General features: G+C 59.4%; 23 protein-coding genes. 4 read left to right on the top strand and 19 right to left on the bottom strand.

Annotation, left to right across the window (positions count from 1 at the left end; genetic code table 11):
• The first annotated feature begins 46 nt into the window (after window positions 1-46).
• Complete coding sequence (locus AC4NMM_RS05755) at window positions 47-307, top strand: MarR family transcriptional regulator (RefSeq protein WP_004048617.1); 261 nt, start codon at window positions 47-49, stop codon at window positions 305-307.
• 2 nt (window positions 308-309) lie between these two features.
• On the opposite strand, the gene AC4NMM_RS05750 is transcribed toward AC4NMM_RS05755, so the two are convergent.
• The 6 genes from AC4NMM_RS05750 to AC4NMM_RS05725 all read right to left on the bottom strand — a co-directional run bounded on the left by AC4NMM_RS05750 (window position 310) and on the right by AC4NMM_RS05725 (window position 3332).
• Window positions 310-819, bottom strand: coding sequence for a PIN domain-containing protein (locus tag AC4NMM_RS05750; protein ID WP_491923781.1), 510 nt, complete (start codon window positions 817-819; stop codon window positions 310-312).
• Window positions 816-1415, bottom strand: coding sequence for a DUF7437 domain-containing protein (locus tag AC4NMM_RS05745; RefSeq protein WP_491923780.1), 600 nt, complete (start codon window positions 1413-1415; stop codon window positions 816-818). The genes AC4NMM_RS05750 and AC4NMM_RS05745 overlap by 4 nt, the downstream gene beginning before the upstream one ends.
• Before the next feature lie 49 nt (window positions 1416-1464).
• A complete protein-coding gene (locus AC4NMM_RS05740) occupies window positions 1465-1800 on the bottom strand; it encodes a DUF7558 family protein (RefSeq protein ID WP_204749963.1) in 336 nt (111 codons plus the stop codon).
• 35 nt (window positions 1801-1835) lie between these two features.
• A complete protein-coding gene (locus tag AC4NMM_RS05735) occupies window positions 1836-2090 on the bottom strand; it encodes a DUF8069 family protein (protein WP_491923779.1) in 255 nt (84 codons plus the stop codon).
• Window positions 2091-2163: 73 nt separating this feature from the next.
• Window positions 2164-2709: a hypothetical protein gene (locus AC4NMM_RS05730; RefSeq protein WP_204749965.1), complete on the bottom strand. Its 546-nt coding sequence runs from the start codon at window positions 2707-2709 to the stop codon at window positions 2164-2166.
• Window positions 2710-2891: 182 nt separating this feature from the next.
• Window positions 2892-3332: a DUF8030 family protein gene (locus AC4NMM_RS05725; RefSeq protein WP_204749966.1), complete on the bottom strand. Its 441-nt coding sequence runs from the start codon at window positions 3330-3332 to the stop codon at window positions 2892-2894.
• 657 nt (window positions 3333-3989) lie between these two features.
• Here AC4NMM_RS05725 and AC4NMM_RS05720 point away from each other — a divergent pair.
• Both AC4NMM_RS05720 and AC4NMM_RS05715 read left to right on the top strand, forming a co-directional pair.
• The gene (locus AC4NMM_RS05720) at window positions 3990-5273 is read left to right on the top strand and encodes a hypothetical protein (protein ID WP_204749967.1); all 1284 of its coding nucleotides are present in this window, start codon (window positions 3990-3992) and stop codon (window positions 5271-5273) included.
• Window positions 5266-6735, top strand: coding sequence for a hypothetical protein (locus AC4NMM_RS05715; protein WP_204749968.1), 1470 nt, complete (start codon window positions 5266-5268; stop codon window positions 6733-6735). Before AC4NMM_RS05720 ends, AC4NMM_RS05715 begins: the two co-directional genes overlap by 8 nt.
• Window positions 6736-6812: 77 nt before the next feature.
• On the opposite strand, the gene AC4NMM_RS05710 is transcribed toward AC4NMM_RS05715, so the two are convergent.
• The 13 genes from AC4NMM_RS05710 to AC4NMM_RS05650 form a co-directional block, all read right to left on the bottom strand.
• The gene (locus tag AC4NMM_RS05710; RefSeq protein WP_491923778.1) at window positions 6813-8333 is read right to left on the bottom strand and encodes a primase-associated protein; all 1521 of its coding nucleotides are present in this window, start codon (window positions 8331-8333) and stop codon (window positions 6813-6815) included.
• Window positions 8330-9214: a bifunctional DNA primase/polymerase gene (locus AC4NMM_RS05705; protein WP_204749970.1), complete on the bottom strand. Its 885-nt coding sequence runs from the start codon at window positions 9212-9214 to the stop codon at window positions 8330-8332. The genes AC4NMM_RS05710 and AC4NMM_RS05705 overlap by 4 nt, the downstream gene beginning before the upstream one ends.
• Complete coding sequence (locus AC4NMM_RS05700) at window positions 9211-13032, bottom strand: ATP-binding protein (RefSeq protein ID WP_491923777.1); 3822 nt, start codon at window positions 13030-13032, stop codon at window positions 9211-9213. Before AC4NMM_RS05700 ends, AC4NMM_RS05705 begins: the two co-directional genes overlap by 4 nt.
• Window positions 13025-15250: a VirB4 family type IV secretion system protein gene (locus tag AC4NMM_RS05695; protein WP_491923776.1), complete on the bottom strand. Its 2226-nt coding sequence runs from the start codon at window positions 15248-15250 to the stop codon at window positions 13025-13027. Before AC4NMM_RS05695 ends, AC4NMM_RS05700 begins: the two co-directional genes overlap by 8 nt.
• Window positions 15243-16364 carry a TraC-like domain-containing protein gene (locus AC4NMM_RS05690; RefSeq protein WP_491923775.1) on the bottom strand — a complete coding sequence of 374 codons (1122 nt, stop codon included), beginning with the start codon at window positions 16362-16364 and terminating at the stop codon, window positions 15243-15245. Before AC4NMM_RS05690 ends, AC4NMM_RS05695 begins: the two co-directional genes overlap by 8 nt.
• Before the next feature lie 6 nt (window positions 16365-16370).
• The gene (locus AC4NMM_RS05685) at window positions 16371-17432 is read right to left on the bottom strand and encodes a TrbL/VirB6 family protein (RefSeq protein ID WP_008458701.1); all 1062 of its coding nucleotides are present in this window, start codon (window positions 17430-17432) and stop codon (window positions 16371-16373) included.
• 2 nt (window positions 17433-17434) lie between these two features.
• A complete protein-coding gene (locus tag AC4NMM_RS05680) occupies window positions 17435-18292 on the bottom strand; it encodes a hypothetical protein (RefSeq protein ID WP_491923774.1) in 858 nt (285 codons plus the stop codon).
• Window positions 18289-20025: a DUF8186 domain-containing protein gene (locus AC4NMM_RS05675; RefSeq protein WP_491923773.1), complete on the bottom strand. Its 1737-nt coding sequence runs from the start codon at window positions 20023-20025 to the stop codon at window positions 18289-18291. The genes AC4NMM_RS05680 and AC4NMM_RS05675 overlap by 4 nt, the downstream gene beginning before the upstream one ends.
• Window positions 20026-20052: 27 nt before the next feature.
• A complete protein-coding gene (locus AC4NMM_RS05670; RefSeq protein WP_491923772.1) occupies window positions 20053-20472 on the bottom strand; it encodes a DUF7985 family protein in 420 nt (139 codons plus the stop codon).
• Between the two features lie 6 nt (window positions 20473-20478).
• Window positions 20479-20757, bottom strand: coding sequence for a hypothetical protein (locus AC4NMM_RS05665; protein ID WP_008458695.1), 279 nt, complete (start codon window positions 20755-20757; stop codon window positions 20479-20481).
• 203 nt (window positions 20758-20960) lie between these two features.
• Window positions 20961-21143 carry an exodeoxyribonuclease VII small subunit gene (gene xseB / locus AC4NMM_RS05660; RefSeq protein WP_491923771.1) on the bottom strand — a complete coding sequence of 61 codons (183 nt, stop codon included), beginning with the start codon at window positions 21141-21143 and terminating at the stop codon, window positions 20961-20963.
• 2 nt (window positions 21144-21145) lie between these two features.
• A complete protein-coding gene (gene xseA / locus AC4NMM_RS05655) occupies window positions 21146-22201 on the bottom strand; it encodes an exodeoxyribonuclease VII large subunit (protein ID WP_491923770.1) in 1056 nt (351 codons plus the stop codon).
• A gap of 75 nt (window positions 22202-22276) precedes the next feature.
• The gene (locus tag AC4NMM_RS05650; protein ID WP_004048632.1) at window positions 22277-22444 is read right to left on the bottom strand and encodes a DNA-binding protein; all 168 of its coding nucleotides are present in this window, start codon (window positions 22442-22444) and stop codon (window positions 22277-22279) included.
• Window positions 22445-22516: 72 nt separating this feature from the next.
• Here AC4NMM_RS05650 and AC4NMM_RS05645 point away from each other — a divergent pair, with 72 nt between their 5' ends.
• Window positions 22517-23449, top strand: coding sequence for a hypothetical protein (locus tag AC4NMM_RS05645; RefSeq protein WP_491923769.1), 933 nt, complete (start codon window positions 22517-22519; stop codon window positions 23447-23449).
• The last annotated feature ends 17 nt before the right edge of the window (window positions 23450-23466 follow it).

Raw genomic sequence — 23466 nt, 5'->3', positions numbered from 1 at the left:
TTGACTTAGCGCGTTCGGGATAGCGTCGGCGCAACCACAAGCGATTATGCGCTTTGACGCCGACTGGATGTCTCGCGCCGATGACCGCATTCTAGAGCATCTCTCTGAAGCCGGCCCCGACACCCCGAAGGAGATGGCGGACAGCGATCGGGTCCGATTCTCCCGTCAACACATCAATGCACGCTGCAAGACGCTGGTCAAATACGGCCTTCTCGTCCACCTCGGCAACGGCGTCTACGACATCACGCGAACGGGAGAGCAGTATCTCGCCGGCGACCTCGACGCTCGTGGCCTCGACCCCGAATAGCGTCAGCTGTCGCCGTCGACCAGGTCCTCGATAAACCGGAACCCGTTCACGAACGTCACCGAGTCACCGTAGCCCTCGCTCGCGAGCACGGTTTCGGCTCCCTCGCCGGCCGCGACATCGGTCGTGTAGATATAGACCTCGGTCGTCGTCCCCACACTGAGGTGCTGGGCAGCTAAGGCGGCGAGGGCGGCGTCGGCCCGCTCGACCTCGTCGGCGGGTCGGTCGTCGGCGTTCGCGATGAACCGCTGGACACCGTCCATCGCCCGTGAGACGATGGGCTCTGAAAACTCGAGCGACGGCGTGACTGTCGCCCAGCCCTCGTCAATCGCGGCGTCAATCGGCACCTCCTCCACGTTGGGGTCGTCGACGGTCAGCTCCTCGTACACTCGTTCGGGGAGTACGAAGGTGACGTCGTTCCGGCGAGCGAACCGCCGAACGGCCTGGTACCGACTGTTCGACGGCTGCCCCATCGCGACGAACAGGCCGGTGTCGGCGATGTGGAGCCGGCTCACGCGTCGTCAGCTGCGTCGCCGTCGTCGATGTTCAACTCGTCGAGTCCTGCCCCCGCCTCCTCGATGTCGTAGTGCTCGTGGACGACGGGCCGGAGCGCCTGGAGGATCATCTCCGCAGCCAACGGCGAGATGTCCAGATCCTCCGCCATCAGCCGGTGGGTCACCTCGCCGCGCTCGCGGGCGACCGCGTAGGTGAGCGCGGTCGCGAGGCCGGCGACGCCGTGGCGGTCGATGTAGGTGTCGATGTCGGCGTCCGTCTCGCGGCGGCCGACGGCGTCGATGAGCGCCGGCGTGATCGTGTACTCGCGGTCACCGGCGGCCGTCGTCACGGTCAGGTCGATCTCCCGGGCGGCGTACCGGCGTGGCTGCTCGTCGTCGGTGACGTCGACGACGCCGGCGTCGACGAGCCGGTTCACGTAGCTGTAGGCGGTCCCCTGGGCGAGCTCGAGGTCGTCCATTACGTCTTGGACGGTCGCCTCGCCCTCCCGAGCGAGGTACGCGTACAGCTGAGCCAGCTGTGGCTCTTCGAGGAGATCCGCGACCGAGAGGAAGTCCTGGACGATGTCGCCGTCGGCGCGATTTGAGGTGCGTGACACGGGTCGTTCTTGATTACAGTTTACAGCGAAACAGTAAAGAGTGTTTGGGTCACTCTGCCGGCGTCGCGACGAGATGCTCTTCGAGGTCGCGCGTCCAGTACGTCGCGAGGCCGCCCGGGCTACAGCGGGCGCACAACTGTAACGGGCCTTCCAGATGGCCGAGTTCGACCCGGAATCGCGTGAGCGCCGCGAGCGTGTCGACGACCAGTCCACAACCGTCACAGGCAACGTGATCGCGCTCGTCGGGATTCGGCTCCGTCTGAATCGCGCAGTCGACGCAGATCGGGTGGGTGACCCGTTCGTCCTGCCCCCAAGTATGCGCCTCGCCAGTCTCGGTACCGGGCGGGGCGTCGCAAAACGCACAGCCGACGAGGGTCTGCTGCATCACTCGCCCTCCGTGTCGGCGTCGCGGCCAGCCGTTCAGCCACGGTGGAAGACGGCCAGCTGCGTCGATGAGTCGAACGCGGTGCCGCTCGGCTCGTGAACCAGAACTTGGTCCTCGGGAACCGGAGTGACGACGTCCGCGTCGACGAGGTCGCTGACCAGGCGTTGGGCCGTCGTGTCGTCGACGTCCGCCGTGTCGACGCCGGCGGCGTCGCGGTCCTGGGCGAGCTGTTCCTTCTCAAACCGTTCGTAGTCGCGACTCGTGTCGTCGTGCGGATCGGGACCAGGCATGGTGATTCACGCAGCGCACACTATTGTGCGCTGCACGCCTCCCGGCGCCGACAAACAGTCGGGAGTGACAGCGTCAGTCCGGTCGCGGGTCGCGATAGCCGATGACGGCGACGTCGTCGATGAACAAGACGCCCTTCATGAAGTCGAGCTTGGTCAGGCTGTGCTGGTACAGGTTATGCCGGCCGAGATAGTTCACCGGCACCACCAGACAGCCGAACTCGATCTTCGGCCGGCCGTCCTTCTGGGTGCGGTACCCCTTCTGGAACTTGAGGAGGTCGTCGCTGACGTTCTTCCGCTCGCTCTTCTCGACCTCGATGGCGATGCGGTCGTCGGCGTCGTAGAGGTCGACGCTGTAGTTAAACCCTTGATGCGACCAGAGCTTGCAGTTCGGGTTGTAGCCCCCGGCGGCATCCCCTTCGTACTCGTACTGCGAGAGGCCGTCGGCGATTGCAGCATCGAACCCGCCGACCTCCGTGTGTTTCGTCGAGCCGTCGAAGACGCTTGCTGGGACGGCCTCGACGGCCGACCGAATCGAAGCCAACGAATCATCCGGAAACGCCTCGGACGAGGTTTGGGTACGGCGCTCGCTCAGTTTTGTGACCTCCTCGACGACGACCATACTCGCTCTCGACGAACAGTGGCCCGATAAAACCCGTCGCGACGGCCGTTCGGGCCCACCGGTCGCTAGGATACACGCACTCGAGGAGTCGGGCGGTGGGTGGGGGCGAGGGAGTGGACCCAACCCCTGCGTTAACCAACATCGTGTCGATATCGGCCGAAGATGTTGGTTAAGCCTAACCGCTACGGCGTTTGAAGCTCTCGAACTGGCTTCACGACGAAGGTGTCTGGTTCGGTGGCTGCTCTCTCACCTGACTGCTCCACCGGCGTCGAGGGCGACCGCGTGAGCTGGGTGATGAGCTCGTCGCGAACGGTTCGTCGAGGAATGGTGGTCTCCTGCCAACCCAGCCGGTCGTCGAAGCGCCGTTTCTGGAACTGCTCGCCGACATCGTCGCGGGCAACGTACTGCGTCCGCGTCGACCGCCCGACCTGCCGGGAGATTAAGACGGCGCCCACGGCCTCGTGCGTGAGCTCGACGAGAGCACACTCCACGAGCGCGACAACCGACGCGTGATCTCGGTCGGTCGGAACCGTCATCTCGAGGTCTGCCCACGGTGCCTCATCGCCGGGGGTAGTTCCTGCCTGATGCGCTGCTCGTGTTTCGCTGCGTCGTTCCGAAGCCATCGTCTATCGGGGGCAGGTGATGCGCCCCGCCACCCCTCGCGGGGGTAACAGACACCACCGAAACGCACCCGTTCAATCTATGAGCTAGACCTGACATGTCCGTAGTTCCGCTACCTCTGTGACGGCCCCTCGGCCTGAGAGAGCCGGCGGCCTTCGCACACTGCATATCGCCTCTTTCTTTGGACGAAAACCGCGATATGCAAGATACTATGACGCCCTCAAATCGAAGAATAACCCCGTCGGGCCGATTTGAGAGTGTAGAAAGTACCTCGACGAGTTCGTGAACAGGATTGTGATCTCAAAAATTGCTCGACGAAGGGGTAATGAGGCTGATTTCGGCCGTACTCGACTCATATCCGGTGAGTTCCACAATTAAACAAGGAGACTTGAAATGCTCTCCTGCCTGCCTTTAGGTTATGAAATCGCCCTATTACCACGAAGCCTGGCGCGTTAGCCGCTGAAAATTGCTCGACGAATCTTCTTCTGACTACCTTCGCTTTAATCCACAGGCGCCAACAAGACTGATGACTATGATTCACGTAGAGTGATATATCGGTGTGGACATCGATTTATACTCTTTATTAGAAATATCATGATTCACGATGTCCTTTTTACCGCACATTGAAGTGGTGTTAATACATATCACAATCAACTGCTATGTCTTCGGAGGAGTTTGGTTACAAACTGAACCAAGAAATGAAAGAGGAGCTGAAGGCCCAGAAATTCAAAAACGAGAGACTGAGGCGGCTTCTCGAGATATTCACTGGAGACTCCATAGAGGGTGAAACGAAGGATCGAATGGCTGAATGGTTGGCTGGAGAATACCGAGAGGAGACTGAAGAGTTTTTGATTGATCTGGAGCGAATGCGGAGTGAACGACTTAGTTTGAACCGGGCTAAAGATCACCTGCACGAGCACTATGGACTAGAGAGGGACACAGTCGAAGAAATTGAGGGGACCCTTGATCTGGTTCTTACCTTGTACGAATTGAAGTACTCCGGTGAAATTGATGCTGCGGGCTTTTCTACTCTAATCGCTTACTCCAGTATCTTTGCGGAAAAGAGCCAGGAGGTCTATATTCTAGAGGAGGATATTGACTTGGAAGATGTAGAGGAGGATGTCCAGAGTCATCTTTCCGAAACGAACAATCATCATCGGCATGCCTTGGGTGCTCGAGTCCACCCAAAGGAATCAGGAGTTCAAATCAAGTTATTCTCTGAATACGGTCGAAAACCATACGTCAGCTTCAGCTTCAGAGAAGACGGAACTGAAAGTCCGCCGAGTGACCCAGAAGTCGAGTATAAGCCGTCGTACCCACTCAAAACCATCCAATTGGAGCTGCGGGAAATCCCCGAAGGGGTTGAGGTTGTGTTCTCAAAAGATCCGCTTGATGGTTGGAAGACTCGTTTGGAGGAGTTCTTTCAAGGAACGTTCTCAATTACAGATGTCTTCGACCGCTTGGAGAGAAGAGAATCTGAAGTCGCTGGTGAAATCCGTTCGGTAGCGAAGGAAGCTGCCGAAAACGATGAAGACGCAGTTGAAACGGTTGAGGAAAGTCTTAGTGCCCGAAGAGAGGAATTGGTCGAGCAACTTAGAGAGGATGAGGATTTGGATGAGGACCAAGTTGCAGAGACAGAGGAGCGTCTTGAAACGGTTCGTCTAGCCGGCTTCGTTATCTCGGACGATCAAAATACCCAGACAGACGACTTCCGTCTTGTCTCGGATAATTTCTCAGGTTTCTTAAATTCTGTTGACAGTATGGATGATGGTCTAGAAGCGTATCTAAAGGAAGCTGATGACGAAAACGTACAAGTGGTAGTTGAGATTGAGGACGAGAAAGTGAGGATCCAGGGGGATACGTGGTCGCCACTCTACGGGAAAATGAGCACAGAGAACTTAGAGACTCTCCGACTCTTCTTCGATACAATCAGGGATGAATGAAGGACAAATAGAGGGAGTAAATCAGTTCCTCAAGAAGGGGTTCCGATTAAAGCAGGAGGAGGTTCCTACTCCGCTTGGAAACACTGAGTTCGTCAGAGAGGTTTTATCTGATCCAAATCAGTGTCCGAAATGCGATGGACCGATCAAAATTATCGGACGGCCAGAAGACAGTGATGGTGTCTTTGTTACCAAGTGTAAGAAGCGACGGGAGCATATAGAGCGGACGCCCCGTGAAGAACGGATACGGTATGAACTTAGTTATGAAACTGTCTTCAGCTGTATTTGTGAATCATTTGGATGGGAGTTTTTAGAGTTCGACTCTCGAAGTACACTCCCAAGATATCTCATCGGGCACACAGCAGAAGACATCGATATCTGCCTAATCCATACAGAGAACCGTTATGAGAAGACGATTAAGGAGGTTTTTGACCAGGCCATTCGCCGGGAACAAGTAACGCTTCTTTTTACTCCTCGTTCTTCGGTCAAGGAGATATTCGAGATAACCGAAGTCTTTGCAGTCGGCCCTTTGGTATGTCCAGTCCCCTTTGAGAATCTAGAACGCCCTGATTCGATCAAGGAGTCGGTTATCAACGCAAAACGAAGCCGTGATCTCACTCATCAAATTGAACAGCAAAGAGGTATTGAGGCAGATAGCTTCCTGAAGAAAGGGGATAAAAACCCCCTCTACATTGCTACTGAATTGGCGTATATGCGGTTACTTCGCGAAAATGGAGAATTGTCGGTAGCTGATGGGTCTCGGTTAGAAGAGATTTGTTCAGCCGCTTTCTCGCACATCGCGACTGTTCTACCAGGTGTGGGTGGAGAAGATGACTCAGGTGAATCCCTTCCAGACAACATTTTCCGCCTGCCAGAGGACGAGGCGAAGGGTTACGACCCGATCTTGGCCTTAGTTGATACAAAGTCCGGGACGGACGCCAACTTTGCTAAGGAGTTAATCGAACGGAAACACAGGGGGTACATTGAGCGTGTTCAGCGTCAGCCCTCTCTCCGTGATCATACCGTAGCACACACCTTCGTTGTCTTTGATGTAGATGGTCATCAGGAAATTGAGTTCTACAACGCGATGCAGCAATACTACGATGCTGATACCGTAATGGTCGTCCTCACTTCCGAAGCTCTAGCCTATATCGTAGCAGCGTATTTTTCAGCAGTCACAGCGAACGAGTTGGAACTAGCGGAGGGTGAATTCACGGATGTTATTCGGCCCTTCTTCAGCAGAGATAGATTCTATGGAGACCTCACGACTGACGACAGGAGAAGGACTCGGCTTGATGTGGATTCAGACTACCCAGATCATCTACGGGACGAGTATGTGCAGAAGTATATTGAAAAAGAACAACTGATCGTTGTAACTGGGGATATGGTTGATTCTCACTTTAGGAACACTATCGACACAAAGGGACGAATCGAGCACATATTAGAGGGATATCTATTAGCGTAGAAGTCCTTCCGCATCAATCTACTGTCTTTTTTGCATCAATAATATCGAATCAAGTGGGTTCAACGGATTCTACCCAGTCAGAACTGCTCAGTGGGCCCAGCTGATTCCTCGTCAACTTGCCCGTACATCTCATCCGGGAACGGGAGACTGCCCCAGATCGAGTAGGGACACTGGTCTTGGCCGATGCAGTACCGCTGTAGATCGTCGTTATCGCAGTTCATCGGTAGCGGCGTGTCGCCGTCGATGGTGTTCGAGAACTCGTAGCGGACCTGATACTCGGTTTCCTGTTCGTCATACCACGGCCACCGGGAGAAGACGTCCTTGAGGTCCGCAACGATCTCGTCGAGGCTGCTGTCTTGGTACTGCGGGAGCCACATCACCATCCGCGCGAAGTTGTAGAGGTCCTTTCGCACCGGCTTCTTCTCGTGTAGCCGCTCCTCCATATTCGCCATACAGGGGAGTTCAAAGAGGTCCTCGATCTCTCGCACTTCGATCTGTTCGGCGCCGGTTCCGGCTCGTCCGATTCGGTACGTATTGACGCGCCCGTCGCGGTCGATGGTGACGGCCGAGTGGGACTCGTGGTCGGCCAGCGTCTTCGCAAGACTGCTCGGACTCGATATCCAGTCCGTTACAGAGGATTCCCACTCATCCTCGGCCTCGTACGCCTCGACCGCTCGATAGAGCTCTTTCGCCGTGTGGAACTCCCCTTTCTGGGCGACGTCGTCGGGCGAGTCACTCAGGGCCCGTCGGAGGACGCGGATCGTCCGTTCCCCACGGTCCCAGTTCCGCCAGATACGCTCGTGATGGCCGGTCTCGAGGAAGCGATCGATTCGCTCAGTTATCGCCGACTCGTTCGTGGTCAGCCACGTCAGCTGGTCGTCGGAGAGCCCGTCTTCTTGCACCCGCAGGAGCTTCTTGAACGCCCGCTCGGCGTAGTCCCGATACTTGCTGTCGAAATCACCCACTGGGACGTACTGGTTGTTGTCCTTCACTCGCGTCAGTATCTCTCCGTCGTCACTCCTCGTCGCCGCATCGTCCTCCCGAACAAGGCATTTGCGTGACGCCGCCGCCATCGGGATTTCGAGGTACAGGCCCTCCCCTAACTCCGGCATCTCTGTGATGCCCGTACAGACCCGACCCGGATGTGGGCCATCCTCACCGGGCTCCTTGCTGTACAGCACGTCGGCGATGTCCTGCTGGAGTGACCCATCGCCGTGGGCCCGAATGAGGGAGGCGAGATTGTTGACGTACAGCTCTCGAATGTCGTAGAGCACCTGGATGTTCCGGGGTGACGCGTGCTCGAACTTCGGGTGCTCTTTCACACAGATCGCACTCAACGTCGCGAGGACAGCGAGCGTCCCCGGTTCGTCGACGAACGGCTCCTCGGCGGCATCGGCACGAACCTCCTCTTTGAACGCCGCCGTCCCGAACCGCTCGACGTCGTTCACGAGGTCCTCTGGTTGGTCCTCGCCGTCGACGACGTATCGGTTGTAGCCACGCGTAAACAGCTGGTTGATGCGGGTCTCACCGTACTCCAGCGGGAGTGCCGCAACTCGATACGCCATGTCTTCGTCGTCGGTGGGCGTACTCGGACTCATTCGTCGATCACCTCGGGTGTCGCCGACCGAACGTCGAACGCCGGGCTCTCGATTGGTTGAACGATGCTACAGACGTCGGCGTGGAGCGAGTAGGGGAGGCGAGCAACACGCCGGCGGTCGGCCGTCACGACCGGATCGATGGGAATGTCGTACGTCTCGAGGAGGAGGTCGTTCAACACCTCGCGACTCTGCTCGTCGTACCGGTGAGCCGGGTCGGTATCCAGCAGGTAGACGTGGACGCCCTGCCCGCTGTACACCACCATCGTCTCCTCGGCACCGAAATCGTCCTCGAAGATGTCGCGCACCTCGAACCCGTACTCGATGGCTTGGTCGACGTCTTCGAAGGCGTACGGATACCCGGTTGGCTCGGCGTCGAGGATGCCGGCGGCGTCGAGGAGTGCCTCGTCGTCCCGGTCGTCGATGTTGTCCGAGACAGCATCCGCGGCTCGTTCGCGAGCGATCTCCTTGGCATCGATGTCGACGAGGAGGACCCACGGCCGCTCCCAGTGGTCGAGTGCGTAGTAGACGGCATCGGGGCGTGGATCCGGTTGCTCCAAGACTTCTGGATCAGCGAGTGCGAATTCGCTTCGGCCCAGCGGGTCGTTCCGTGCGGGATGGCGAACGAACTCAACGACGTCCTCAAAGCTGTTGAACTCCGCCGTCGTCCGATCGCCTGATGGATTCGTTTGCCACGTATCCCGCCGGATGAAGTCCTTGTCCGGCACCTCATCGTTGCGCACCGGATGGTCCTCGCGGAAGGCGACAGCGTACTGTTTCGGACCGGTCCCCGTGATGAACTCCGGCAGGTCGTCGACATAGCGGGGAAATTCCTCAGCGTAGTAGGCATAGATCTCCTCACGCGTTGCCTGTCGCCACGTCATGACTCGAGTTCCTCTTTGAGATTTTTGAACCCTCGAACGGTGGTCAGGCCGTCAGCACTGAGTTCCTCGACAGCGTCTCTAATGTTCGCGAACGACCGCGCCGACCGCCCACTGACAGGCTCGTCGATCCTGTCGGCGTCGGCCAACGCGTCGAGCACGCCGATGGCTGTCTCCCGAGTGTTGAACGCCCAAACTGCGTCGCCGTCCACGGCGCTGAGCTTGTCGTAATCCTCGACCGGGGCGTGTCTGTTGTTACTCGCGAGCTCCGCTTCACCTGCCCAGACCAGATTGCCCTCATCGTCGAACCCGGCTACATCCAGCACCGTTCCATCGTCGTATTCGTAGTACGGTTCGACGCGAACGACGTCGTCCTGCTGCTGGAGCCACGACTCGAGGAGCCGGACGCCGACCTTGTGCGGGGTTTTTTCGCCGAGGTCACCCTCGCCGGGGCCGGCGTTCAGTTCCTTGCCGAGGAGGTCACGCCCGGCCGGAAGCACGGTGTAGTACTTGCGCCCAGCGGCGGATCCCTCGTCCAATAGCTCCTGTTCCGTGAGCCGCTCCAGATTGAGGTCCTCGTAGTCGTCCCGCAGCTGGCGCATACTCTTCAAGAGCGTGTACTCGTCGTCCTCTCTGTTCATCACGTCGAGGACTCGGCTCAGGAATCGGACATCGTCGCGACTGAGCCCGCGTTCTCGAAGCTCGTCATCGGGAACGGGTACACCGCTGTCCTGAACGGGCGTTGATCCGTTCGCCGGTTGCGCTGCTTGGTCGGGAGCTGGGTCACCATCGCTAGCAGCGGGTTCCCCGAACAACGAACTGATCTCCCTGTGGTCTCCACCTGACTCGCTGTCCGTCTCGGGTTGAGTCGTCGACGTCGACCCGTCCTCGGTCGTCGCTTGGCTGATGAACGCGGACTGGGTCGGATCGCTCCCCGTCTCTCCATCAACCGATGAGCCCGTCGTGTCGGCTCCTGAACTTCCCCAGCCCGCCTCCTCCGGGGCAGGGCTCGTTTCAGTCGTCGCTGTCAGCCCGTACTGGGCCTGTGTCCGTTCGACCATCCGTGGCCGGGACACGGACTCGAAATGGTCTTCCTGCGGCTCTGTGAGCGGCTGGTCGCTTTCTGGATGCCCCGGCGCGATGGGGAGCGGCTTCAGCGAGAACGGCGGTGGGCCAGTTTCCCCGAACGAGGGGCTCGGGAGCTGGGCGATCCACTCACCGCTCGGGAGCGTGTTGATTCGGTTGCGAAGTTCGGTCGGACTGAGGTCCTCGTGGGCGAGCGACTCCGCGAGATCGCGTTCAATCGAGATGTTGCCGATGAGCTTCGTCTTGATGTTGTTCAGCACCTCGTCGTAGGCCCGTTCGTTCCGATTCCGCACCTGCTCGGGGAACTGCATCACGAGCCCCATACTCAGGCCGAACGACCGGCCCTGCGGCAGTAGTTGCTCGGAGACGAGCTTCGTCGACGCGACCGGCGCCGCCTCCTCGATGATGAGGTTGGTGAGCTTCTCGTAGTCGGTCTGGCCGTCGCGTCGGCGCACCTGGACGGCGTCCCAGAGGTTACTCAACAGGAGCAAGGTGATCGCCCGCTGGGCCTCCGGACGGAGGTCCCCGAGGTCGAAGATGATGGTCGCGTCTTCAGCGAGGAATTCGCGGAAGTCGAAGCGGTTGTCGACGTACTCGCCGGCGTCGTTCTGTTCGGGAACGTGACTGAAGATGCGCCGGAGATGCGCGTCCTCTTTGAGCTTGTCGAGTCGGTTCCCGACGGCGTCCATCGACACCTGGAACTGGTGGTTGTCCTTCGCAAAGTGGCGCGTCAGCGACTCCTCGATGTTCTGGTTGTCCGCCGAGACCGGCGGAATCGTCTGGTCGCGTTGCATCCGGAGGGCGGCGGCGAAGAGGTCGTCCAGGCCAAACACGTCGCTGCCGTACTCCTCGTCGAACAGCGCCTTGATGAGGTAGCTGAGAATCTCGTTCGCGACGAACGCCTGGCCGTACTGCTCGCGGCCCATGATCATCCGGAGGATGTCGTGGAAGTGGTCGACCTTGTCCTGAATCGCGTCCTCCCGGTTACGGCCCGCTTCGAGCGCCGGCCGAATGTCGAAGAACGAGAACGCGGGGATCGTCTCCGGGACGCGGAAGTGGTAGACGTCGTCCAAGCCACCGAACCGCTCGTAGTGGCAGCGCAGGTAGTTCTCACACATCCCGTCACCCTTCGGATCGACGATGACGACGGGCCCACCAGTTGACTCGCGCAGGGAGAGGGCGTCGTTGATGATGGCCTTCGACTTCCCACCCCCAGTCGACGCGAACCGCCCGTAATGCGTGGGCAACAGGTCCGGCGGGATTTGGATCGGATCCGGTCGCGGCTCCCCGTTATCGTCGAGGGCATACCCGATTTTCATTCCGTCCTGGAACTGCTGGATCAGGTCGGGATTCGGCCACGGGAGCGGATTGCGACTCTGCTGTTCGGCGCGAGTCCCCCGTGTTCCCTCAACGGTCAACTGTTCGGAGGAGGGGACGAGGACGAAGTTCGCGAGTTCCGTCCCACAGAGAACTAACTCAGGCCGGGTCTTCCCCCGGCCCGTCGTTAGCTCTCGGTTGAGCAAACGCTGGAGCGCGGCCCGTGCGTTCTTCTCCTTGGTTTCCTCACGAAAACCACTCTCTCGGAACCGCTGTCCCTCGACCTCGTAGAACGGCCCGTCGAGTGGGTCAAACACCGGGAGGAGCGAATCCATGCGAGCATCGAGGTCGTCGCGAGTGCCATCAGTAGGGACGCCGACGGCGCGGATGTTCGCCGTGAACGACCGTCTGGCGTTCTTCGCATCGATGTACTCGATCCGTTTCTCGACGGACTCACTGATCTGCCGTTCGTCCTGGTCGCTCCGATGGTCCTCGACCTCGAGGAACGACCCGACGACCTCTTGGAAGAACGTGTCTCGGCCGTCGACGAGGTCCTCTTTCCGTACTTCCGCGTCGGACTGCCAGCTGCTGCGTCGTGTGAAGACGACTTGGAACGCGGTCGGGGCTGTCGCCTCCATCAGGTGGTCGATGAGCGTCGCGAGCGCGGCACCGGGTTGGTCGACCGAGGAGAGATTCCCGTCTGACTCGTCCGCTGTGAACGGCGTCAGCGACGTCATCCAGTCCTGCTTCCGAGACACGGACCCACACCACTGGACACCGAGCGGGGAGATGGCGTCCTCGGCTGGCCGTGCCAGGATCGTACCTCTCGGCGTCATCGTCGGCTTCTCGATCGATGGCTGCTGCTCATCCTCAGGGAGTGTCTCGGGGGAGGCAAGTTCGAGAACGGAGTCGCCGACGACAACGTGATGGTCGGGAATTGTGGCGGATACCGTGCCGCCGTCGACGACCGGGTCCGTATTGGCTGCGTCGGCGTCAGCCGGCCCTTCGTCGACGTGCTCGTACTGCTCCCCTGGACCAAACTCGTACTGAAGCCGCCCGGCTTCGTAGTGGTCGACGAACTCTTCTGGTGTCAACTCGACCGGCTGAATGAGACGGTCGGCGACGTCGATGTCGACGCGTTCGATATCGAACGTGGACGGGTAGATCGAGCGGAGCCGCTTTTCGACAGTATCGAGGTGAGCATCGGCGCCGTAGAAGAACTCCACCGGCTCATCCGGCCCATCACTGATCGCGAGAAACTCAAAGCGAGGTGGTGTCTCACTGTTGAGCGGGTTCAGCTTTGCTCCGAGGCCTGACGACCCCGGCGTAGTCAGTTTGTGGAGGCTGTCGAGGACGCGGGGGATGCTTTCGGCATCGAGCTGCTCGGAGGTCGGGGTGACGCGCAGGTAGTCAGCCATCGTCGGTTCCCTCCGTTGACCCGCCGTCTGGCTCGGCTGCGACGGCGTCGGATTCATCCTTGGTGGTGTTCGTTTCGCTCGTTCCGTTCGTTACTTGCTCTTCTAGGTCCGCTTGGAATTCCTCCATCTCACTATCGACTGCGCTGTCGCCGGCGCCGGGGAGCGAGGAGCGGACCTGGGCAGTCGGGTCGAAGTCGATGACCTGTTTCTCCTTGGGCATCGCTTTGACCTGAATGCCGCGCCACTCGCCGTCGACGCCGACCAGTGCCTCGGAGAAGCCAGCGTCCTCGTTGCCGGGCACCGCATCCTGGACGAACCGCATCTGTGCGTAGTTCAGACCGAACTCGTCGGCCCACTCCTCGTCCATCCCATCGAGGCGGTGGAATTGCTTGACGGCACACTGATCAAGGATCGCTTCGGATTCGGCGTGCTCGAAGAACTCGTCGACCGTCTGGGTGACCAGCCGGATCGAGAGGTCGTGGTGACGGTGGTGCCGGAAGACAGTCTCTAGGAACGCCAGACTGGCGGCGTCCTGCATAATGTAGCGCGCCTCGTCGATGTAGAACACGACCTCCTTGTCCGAGACCTTCGCTCGCTCGTACACAAGCGAGATGAGGAGCTGCATCGTCAGCGCCGTGCTGCTGTCGACGCTCCCTTCCTGCTGGGCGAGATCGAGATAGATGACCTTCTCGTCCCGGATGTCGAAATCGGATTCCTGCCCGAGATTCGCGTGGCGACCGTCGTCCTCGAAGGGGCGGAGCTGATCGAGCAGCCACGTTGCGTCCTCCTTGATCTTCCCGGCTTCCTCGTCGGACCGCACGACGAACTCCTCGGGGTCGTCGACCATATCCTCGAAGACGTCCATCATGTCGCGGATGGTCGGGCTCGGGTTGCTGTGCGTGGAGATGTCGTCCGTAATGTCCTGGCGCTTGTAGGCGCGCTTGAGCCCGAGTTCGAGCGTCGTCCGCCGGTCGCCCAGCGAGATACCGCGGAGGGCGAAGAAGTTCGTGAGGAAGCTCATCGCGTCGTCGAGCTTCTCGTTGAACGGGCTCGCGTCCTCACCCATCGCCCGCTGGACGTGCTCCGGCGTCTCTCGGATTTCCAGCGGATTCAGACCGAGCGTCCCGCCGACCGTGATCCGTTTGGCGTCGAGGGCTTCCGAGACACCGGCCCAGTTGTTCAGCGGCTCGAGGATGATGCCGATACGGTCCTTGCTCTGTTCGATGGACCGGATGAAGTTCTGCTTGGAACTGAACGACTTCCCCGAGCCCGTGTCGCCGACAGTGAACATCGCGTACCCGTTGTCTCGGGCGAACGGGTCGATGACCACAGGGCTCTGGTTGTCCTTGTGAATCCCGAACTCGACGCCGCCCTCCTCGAGGATCGTCGCGTTGTGCGGCGAGGACAGCAGCGCGCCGACGGCGCCGCCGAGCGCGATTGACGTTCGGCCGAACTCGTTGTCGCCGATGGGCGCGGCAGACTGAAGGGCGAGGTCCTGCCGACAGATTGCGGTCTTCGGCGTGAGGTTCGCCGGATCGTCACGAAGCGCACTCTTGACCTTCTGGACGGCGTCTCTGAGGTCGTCCTTCTCGTCGGCCCGAACGGTGATGAACATCCCCTGGTCGAAAACGCTCGCGCCGTTCTCGACAGCTGTGTAGGTCGCTGCAGCCTCGTTGGCCCGCTCTTGGAGGTAGGCACTCCGGACGCTCTGTTCAAGGTCAGCGTCGACCTGGAGGTCGTCAGCGATGTCCTGCAGTTCGTTCCGGGCCCGCTCCTGGTTTTTCGGCGTGATGTGGGCCGTCAGGTCGAACTGCACGTCGGTCATCTCGAAGAGATCGCTGAGGTAGCCGTCGTTGGGGTAGTCCGGGTAGTCGGCGATGTACAGCGTCGTCGTCCACTGCTCGCCGACTCGTGCGGCTCGCGTTTCCCACTCGGCGGCAGCCGGCGCGGTCACCGTCTTGTGAGACTCGGCGATGTCGTCGAGGAGCTGGCGTTCGGCCTCGCCCTGTTCGAGTGTCTCCTCGTCGAGTACGTCGGAGAACTCGACTTCTTCCGTGTCGTCTTCGGTGTACCAGTCCCAGAGGAGTTTCCCACCGATACCGAGCAGGCCAACGATGAGGAGATAGAGCGCTGCGCCCTCCGTAGAGGTCGGACTGGAGAGCCACCTGACGAGCTGACTGCCCACGCCGCCTCCCGCTTGAAGGATCGCGCTACGCATCGAACGCATCCTCCCGGCGCGATTGGCCGATGATCGGTTGTTCGCGAACGACACGCTCTGCCTCGTCGTAGTCGTGTTCGCGACCGTTCCAGAAGTCCATATTCAGGACGAACAGTTCGACCGTGCTGAGCCGCCGTGCGGACCATCCGGACGCCTGCTGGATGAACTCGGATCGCACGTCGTTCACCCGACTGTCGAGCTTCTCGAACATCTGCGCGCGCCGCTCGACGTCGGTGAGGTCCTCGCGGCGGGTGACGAACGGGTTGAACAGGAAGCCGATGACGGGGAACTGCGTCAGCTTCTCGGCGGGCGTGCCCTCGTCGCGGAAGCGGTCGTAGACCTCCAACGGGCTGACCTGGACGCCGATGTAGTATCGCACCTGCTGGATGCCGCGCTCCCGCATCTCCTTCGGTCGGGTCTCCCGGTACTCCTCGAGGAGTTCCTTGAAGATCGGGTTCTCCGTGACGTCTTCGTCGTTGAGGCGGTCTTCGATGTTCTCCGTAATCTGTTTGACCGGGAACGAGCGGGTCGTCGCGTGGAGTTTGAGCTTCGAGTCCAGCTCTTTGTTGGCGAAGTCCTCGCCAGCGTCTTGGAGCTGGGCCCAGTCGTCGGACATCGCGAAGTCCATGTTGTCGGGGTCGATCTCGATGAACGCCTCCATCGTCCCGTCGTCCCGCTGAATGGCTCCTGCGCCCGTCCACGCCCGCTCGATGTTCGTGAGGTCCTGCGTTCGCTCGTCCGGCTTGAAGGGCGTGTAGTTCGACAGGCCGCCCTCGTTGCGCTCTGTTTCGTTGGTGCTCCCGTCGGCGTCTTCGGGAGCACTGAACGTAATCTGCGGCCGCTTGACGTACCGATAGACGTCCTTGGTCCACGTCCACGCATTCAGGTGATCGGGAGAGACGTAGACGATGGCGACGCCGAAGCCGAAGCCGCCGGCGACGAACGGAAGCGCAAGCGATTCGATTCCCGTGAGGCCAGCGATGAACAGGCCGACGATCGGGAAGGCGATCAGGACGCCCACGTCGCCCTCCTCGATATTGAGGTAGGGGATACGACTCTCCTCACCGAACTGGTCCATGATGCGCCGTGCGGCTGCGTCTTGATCTATCGACATGGGTTGTTAGTAGCTTCCAGGGTCGTTCTCGGTCCGCCGGTAGGACGGCGTCCCGTTGTCTTCGTCACCGTTCGTCCCTCGAGCTGCTGCTTTCTGGGCGACCGCGTGCCCTGCGGCGGCCTTGGGCCCCCATCGGGCTGCGGTCGTCGCGACGCCAGCCCCACCAACGTAGGCCCCGGCAGCTACGCCGCCGATGAGAGCCGCACCCTTCGTGGCGCCACCCAGAACCTTCGCTGTCAGTGGGGTTGCGTACTTGAACGTCTTCCAAGTCAGATACAGCGCAATCAGGGGGAGTGACGCTGCGACCAAGTAGCGTAAAAATGGGCTACTCGGGGCGATAGCGTTCTGCGAGTACAGTAGATCGTATCCTTTGAAAACCACCGCTGCCGGCAGAGGCAGGACGGCTAATGGCACGAATCGCTTGCTGAATCCCATCGCGATATCGGAGAGAACCGGAATATTGCCATATGCAAGAGCGAACGCAATCGGCATTCCGTACACGTAGACGTAGAGTAGAACCTCTCGAATGTAGTAGAGAGCCTCCAAGGCCCACATCGAAAGACCACCGATCAGGGCGAAGACGAGCGAAAGTCCGGGGTTCGTAAGGGAGACTTCGAGGAAGTTTAGCATCGCCTCTCCCAAAGAACTCAGACTCGGCATCAGGGCGACGGTGAACCCATCAACGATGTAGAGGCCGAGGATACTCACCCAGTACCAGGTGATGATTAGGAACGCACCGACCCAAGCGGTTTTCTTGGTGCGCCTGGCCTCGTATGCACTACCGATATTGAAGATTCGAACCGTGTGTCGGCCTTGGACGCACATTACGAGGAGGAGAAGTGAGATCAACATGATCTCACCCCCGACTAGTGCATCCTGAATTGCAGGCCAGGGAGCATTTTGGGGTTCACCGAAGACGAACGCTCCGTTGGTGTCTGGTGTCGGTGTTCCAAACATTTCCTCAGTGAGGGTCTCGTAGCCAGAGCGGAGACCGTCCATGAAGAGGCCGACAAACCAATCGACGACCTCTTTGAACCCCTCCAGTACGACGTCGATTAGATCAACCATGATTAGGCCTCACTGATGGAAATATCACAGCTATCTGAGTCCTGAGACGCTGAGTACTGGATGCTGTACGTTTTCGTAATCCGATCTCCACCCACCCGTGTTTCCAGGATCAGCTCAAACTTGCCAGACTTCGCCTCGTCCGAGCAGGAACTTCCTGCTCCAGGAACGAAGGCGAATGGCGAGCGTGAACTGTAAATCGTGACTTGGGCCCCTGGAGCGATAGTGACCTGTTCGACCTCCGAATCTGATTCAGGGTCGTAGATCCCGCTCACATCTTCATCGTCTGCGTAGTTCGTACCCTCCTCGTCAGATGGGTAGGGAACATCACCGATGAAGAGTAGTTTCGTTACCGCGTCAGGTCCACTTCCCCGATTTGCGACGGTGACAAAGGCCTCTTCTTCGATCTTGTCTTCTGATCCATCCCACATCTCATCGGGTTGGTTTCTCCCAATTCCCATCTCGACGATTTCTAAGTTCGGCTGGACAGAGAGGGAACTCTCACCAACCGTCTCCTCACCGTTGAGAGCAACAACCTCGTACTCGCCGGGTGCGTAGCTCGTTCCGAGATCGAAGGACACCTGTTGTGACCCCGCAGCGACTTCCCGCTGACCGAACAGCTCCCCATTCGGCTGAATGAGGTTGATCTGGTCGAACTCTGAGTCGGCGGCGAACTCGACGACGAGTGCTGTTCCATCGACGGTCACCTGCTGGAACACTCCCGACCCATCTGCGGGGTTCTCGCTCCCATTCGGAGTGGTGCTTCCGTTACTGTCCAGGCACCCGGCCACACTCGCGAGCGCGGCGCCGGCGACTGTTCGGAGGGCGGTCCGTCTGCTGAGGTGGTGATTGTCTCGAGTCATGGATTGTTCTGGAAGATGTCTTCGGGGCCGAGCATTCGCAGGAGCCGCTTCCCGGCGTAGAACATCACGAAGAAGGGGAGCAGCTGCCATCCGACCTCGACGAAGAGGGCAAACCAGCCCTCGATCGTCCCGAGTGGATGCCAGCGGGCCGTCGCCGTATCACTCACGTAGGCCGGATTGTGGCCAAGCCACGACCCAGGGTGATACCGGGCAGTGTAGATCCCCGGCTGCTCCACCGTCACAATTGCCACGCCAGACGCGTTCGTTTCGACCCGCTGGTCCGCGATGGTGATGTATCCGTTCCGGGCCCCACCACCGATCGGATACCGACGACCGCCTCCGCCGAGTCCAATCGGAGTCCCCGTCTGGTTATCTCGAAGCTCGATACGGAGCGTCGCCTGTGACTTATTTTGCTGGATGACCTCGACGGTGAGGTTACTGCGCCGGAGCTGTCGCTCAGAACCGGCGTCAGGGGCGACGATAGAGGCGTTCACACCGCGGACGATGCCTGAAACGTGGAGGTCCTCACGGTCGACTGTCTCGGCGCGGACGGCGAGACCATACGTCGTCGTGTACGACTGGTTGACGATCTCGATGTTGATGTTCTCGCCGAGGGTTCCTACTGGCGACGGACGGTCCGTCCCCCAGGTATCGATGATCTCGGGCCCATCACGGACTGGCTCAGCACGGGGCCCGATCCGGGAGGGATACGCGTGGACGTAGACGGGAATCGCATCGGACTCGACGGTCGAGCTCCCCGTCCGGCTGGACTGTACGAGCGTATCCCAGTTCGTGTTCCGTGCGGTGTAGAACCGCCAGACACCGCGAACGCGAGCACTCCCGTTCTCGGTTAGCGTGTAGCCCTGCCAGGGGCGGGACTGGAAGATCGCCACCCCGGCATCGCCGTTCGGGTATTCGGCGTAGTAGGGGTACGCCGTAAGATCGTAGATCTCGACATCGATCGAGTCCGTGACGTTGAGCGACTCGGTCTGGTACGTGACATCGACATCCGTCTCATCACCTCGGTCGATCCGGACGGTCTTCTTCAACCGAACGTCTATCTCAGCCTCGAGGGTGAGTGTCGTACTCCAGTCGTCCTCGATCTGGTACTCCAATGCAGGGGTGTGCGAGCCGCCCTTCTCGACAATGGTCGATCCATCATTGATGAGTCGGACCGCGTCGACCTCGTGGCTCGTCAGCGACCACTCGACCGTCCGATTGCCGGACGAACTCCCATTCGGGACACGAACACGGTAGTCGACGAACCCACGCATCGTCCCGTTCGGGGCGATGTAGAGCGGAGTTTCACCCGACTCCAGGTGGCCTCGTGTCGATGGTTGGACGGCGAATATCGTGGCGTGTGCATCCTCGATGTAGATGCCGTCCTCCAGCGAGGCGTGAGGTGGGTGAACTGAGGTGTCCGACCCGCCGGCGTTTAGGTCCTCGAAGTCGTTCTGGGTCCACGTGGCCGCAGTCGCAGGCGGGCGCTTGAACGTAATGTCCGTCCCGTTTGCGAGCTGTTGCATCGCAGTCCGAGACTCACCATACCGCTCTTGGTACGCCTCTTGGCTGATGTAGTCGTCCGCGTCGCGAGACCACAGCGTCGCCGATTCGTTCTCTGTGAGCCCGTTATCCTCCGTTCCTGGCCGTGGTGGGGCAGCCGTGACGATACCCGTGACTACACTCGTCACGCACAGCGCGGCCATGATTATGGAGAGCTCTCGACGTTCCATAGGGCTCACAGCGGGGGTGGGAGCGGTTTACCAGGGGACGAGGTCGACACACTGAGCCAGCGGGAGGCCCATCATCGACCCGGCGACGGTGTACAGCGGGCCGAGCACCACGAGGACGACCGCGGACTTCATCGCGGAGCGTTTGTGGCGCTTGAGGCCTTTCTTCTGTTCAGGATTGAGGGTGAACATCTCGATGAGAGAGTCAGCCTGCCAGACGATGGCGAGGCCGACGATCCCCAGCGCGGTGGTGAGCTGGAAGAATCCCTCAATCATACTCGGGAGGTTATCCGCGCTGCAGACCGCGTTGGTCTGTGCGGCAGCGGGTTGGACGGCGAACAGGCTCAGGAGGACAACCGTAAGTACGGCTTGCCTGTGAAGCCTGCTTCCCGACGACGAGTCTGTTTCGGAGCTACGCTCAGGGTCGGAGGGAGTACTATCCTGTGTCATAGCGGGTTAGTCGTTGGAAGCTTCTCCAGCCGGTGAGCAGCCCCGTGGCTCCTCGACGAGCGACTGGAGATCATCGAAGCGGTTCGTCTCCTCTGCGATCTCTTCGAGTGTGTAGCCCTGTTCGCGGGCCCGGTCGAGGAGGTCGCGGAGTTCATCAGGGTCGACACCGCGGACGTCCATTTCCTCGCGGAGGGCGCGACGATAGAGGGCAGAGGCGTTGATGTGGTCGTTCCACATCAGGTACAGGTCATCGATTTCCTCGATGGTGACTGACCGTGTAATCATACGTGCGGGTATGGGTATGCACCGGCTGAATCCCGGTACATGTTGACACGATAGCTGGAACGCTAGTAAATACTTTCTGGCCAACACGGGCGCAATAATTTAAAGTAAATTATAATCGATAGACTCGTTCACCAGGAAAAATGATTTTAACCAACAAAAGCGGATGGTGCGAACAGAGTGTTGGTTAAGGTTGGTGCGAATTTCTACTCGATTTCGACGACGTCCCCACTACCCTCGTCGAGGATTTCCCGCACCTCGGCCAAGAGTTCCTGACCCTCGTCGTGTAGCCGCGTACCCTCCTCGAGGTCACACTCGTCCGCATCGAGTTGCTCGATTATCTCCTCGACGCGGCTCAAGCGGTCGTGGATCGCTGAATCGTTTGCCACGCTTAGATCACCCCAAGCCACAACGCAGTGATGATTAACAGCAGCAAGAACAGCAATACACCGATGGCGGCCTTATAGTAGATCGGCGGAAGACCCTCGGGAGCGGCCGCCTCGCCGACTGCTTCGGCGAGCTCCCGTTCGTGTTCGTGTTCCTGCTGGAAGGTCTCGTACGCGGCGTCGAGCTGTTGCTCCAGCGGCTCGATCTCGCTCGCAAGGAACTCTTGGCGAGAGTTTACGATATACTCGCCGGCGGCTGTCGGCGTGATCGTCGCGACGTCCGCCACCTGATCTGCGATGAGCCGGTCATCGGTGTGGCCAATCGCGGTGACCACCGGGGTATTGGCGGTGAAGATCGCCTCCGCGACCCGTTCGGTGTTGAACGCTTGGAGGTTCGAATCACTCCCACCGCCGCGGCCGACGATGATGGCGTCGACGTCCTCCGAGCGGTCGAGATGGTGGATGCCGTTCGCGATGGACGGCGGCGCGTTCGACCCCTGGACGGTTACGTCCTTCACCAGGATGTCGACGGTGGGGTCCTGTCCGTGAATCGCGTTCTGGATGTCGTACCGGGCGTCTCCTCGAAGGGACGTGACGACACCGACCCGCTCCGGGAACGCCGGCGGTTGCTGTTTCTGCTCATCGTCGAACCAACCACGTTCTTCGAGTTCGCTTCGCAGTCGCTCGACGGCGGCCGCCTGGTCGCCGTCGCCGACGACGATCACCTCCCACGGTTTGAGGTCGATTTTCCCACCTTCGACCCAGTAATCGATATCGCCCTCGAGGATGACTTCGGTCCCGTCCTCGAGGTCGACGTCCATCTCCCGGTAACGGTTCGCCCAGATCATACAGGGGAGCTCGGCGTCGCCGTCGGTGAGTGTGAAGTAGAGCGCCGTACTGTTCTGGTGGAGGTCAGTGACTTCGCCAATACAGCGGACGCCGTTGAGGGCAGGCGTGTCCTGGACGACCGACGCGATCCGGTCGTTCAGTTGTGACACGCTAAGGACCTCTCTCGCATCGGGTTCGACCGCCTGCCGTTCGGTATCCGGTGCGTCCGCCATTCCCGTTTCCTAACTTCTGAACAGGAACCTCAAAAAGCTACGTTCGAGTGCCGGGGTTGGCTCCGTTACGCAGGCCTACAGGTCGCGGGGCTGGACCGTCTTCCGGTCGTTGGCCTCAGCACGCTCTGCGGCGTCGTCGAGCAGTTCGGCGACCTCTTCGTTGAGGGCGTCGTAGAAATCTGCCGAGACGTTGTGGTCCGAGAGTGCGTCCTTCACGGCTGCTTTGACGATGAGGTCAGACATTGCGTAATAGGATTCACCAGCTACTATATAAACGGTCATTCTTTGTGTCGACCACACATCTTGGAGACTAGTATGGAAGAACTCGATTTGGAGAACCCTTTGGCAGACTTATGGCGTCGTAATTTCGCATTTGGCTACTGGGATAATCGAATCAAGAAACTCAACCCCTACAATCGCTACGACGGGATAGACTCGCTCTATATTCTAGCTCAGTTATCCGATCTATATGCCCACCTGTTCGCGGTGAATGCTCGGAATCCAGAGCAGCCCTGGATGATGGTGAAAGAGGATACCTATACACGGGATATCGCCAGTGTCCTTGATGAGCTTACAGTCGAAATGGATGACGGCGAGATGGTTTCAGTTAGCCGCTTAGCGGAGGAGCCGGAGGATCTAATTGAGTTTGAGCAGGTCATCGACGAAATAGATGCAACAGACCGGGAGATGATCGCACGAGAGTTCTTGGGGTGTTCCGCAGTCTACGACGAGGAAACAAATGAATTAGACTTCGTTGAAGATCCCGACCTACATATCGCAGCTGCGAATGCCGCCCTCAATTTTTGGCGAGGATTCCGACCGCTACTGAATGATTTGAAGCACGGTTTTCGTGTTCTACCAGTCACGATCGCGGATATCGAGTGGCTTTGGGAAGAGGGGCTTTTCGGACAGCTGGATACCGAAGTTGAAGACCTAATAGACGACATGGAAGCTGTACAGCAGGACCAATGGGGCTTCTTTTTCCTTAGACTCCAAACGGAGTCGCTGGGGAACCGACATTACGACGCTGAGTTGAACCTCTACCATGTGAACAGTGAGGTGTGCAAGCAGATGTCGAAGGTGATTTTGAATCTTATCTACAACCTGATTATGGGACGAGAAGGCGGACAAACTATAGTAGAACCGATGTCAGAGGCAATAGAGCAGTCCAGTTCTACAGATGTCTACTCAATTCAGACCTTAGAGCATCTAATTACGATGAGTCTCCAGGTAGAGAAGCCTACGTGAGTTCTATTTTGGAGCTC

It is taken from the genome of Halorubrum sp. SD41 (genome assembly GCF_058630335.1).
Note: the sequence above shows the minus strand (reverse complement) of the source record. Positions and strands in the feature narration are given on the sequence as shown.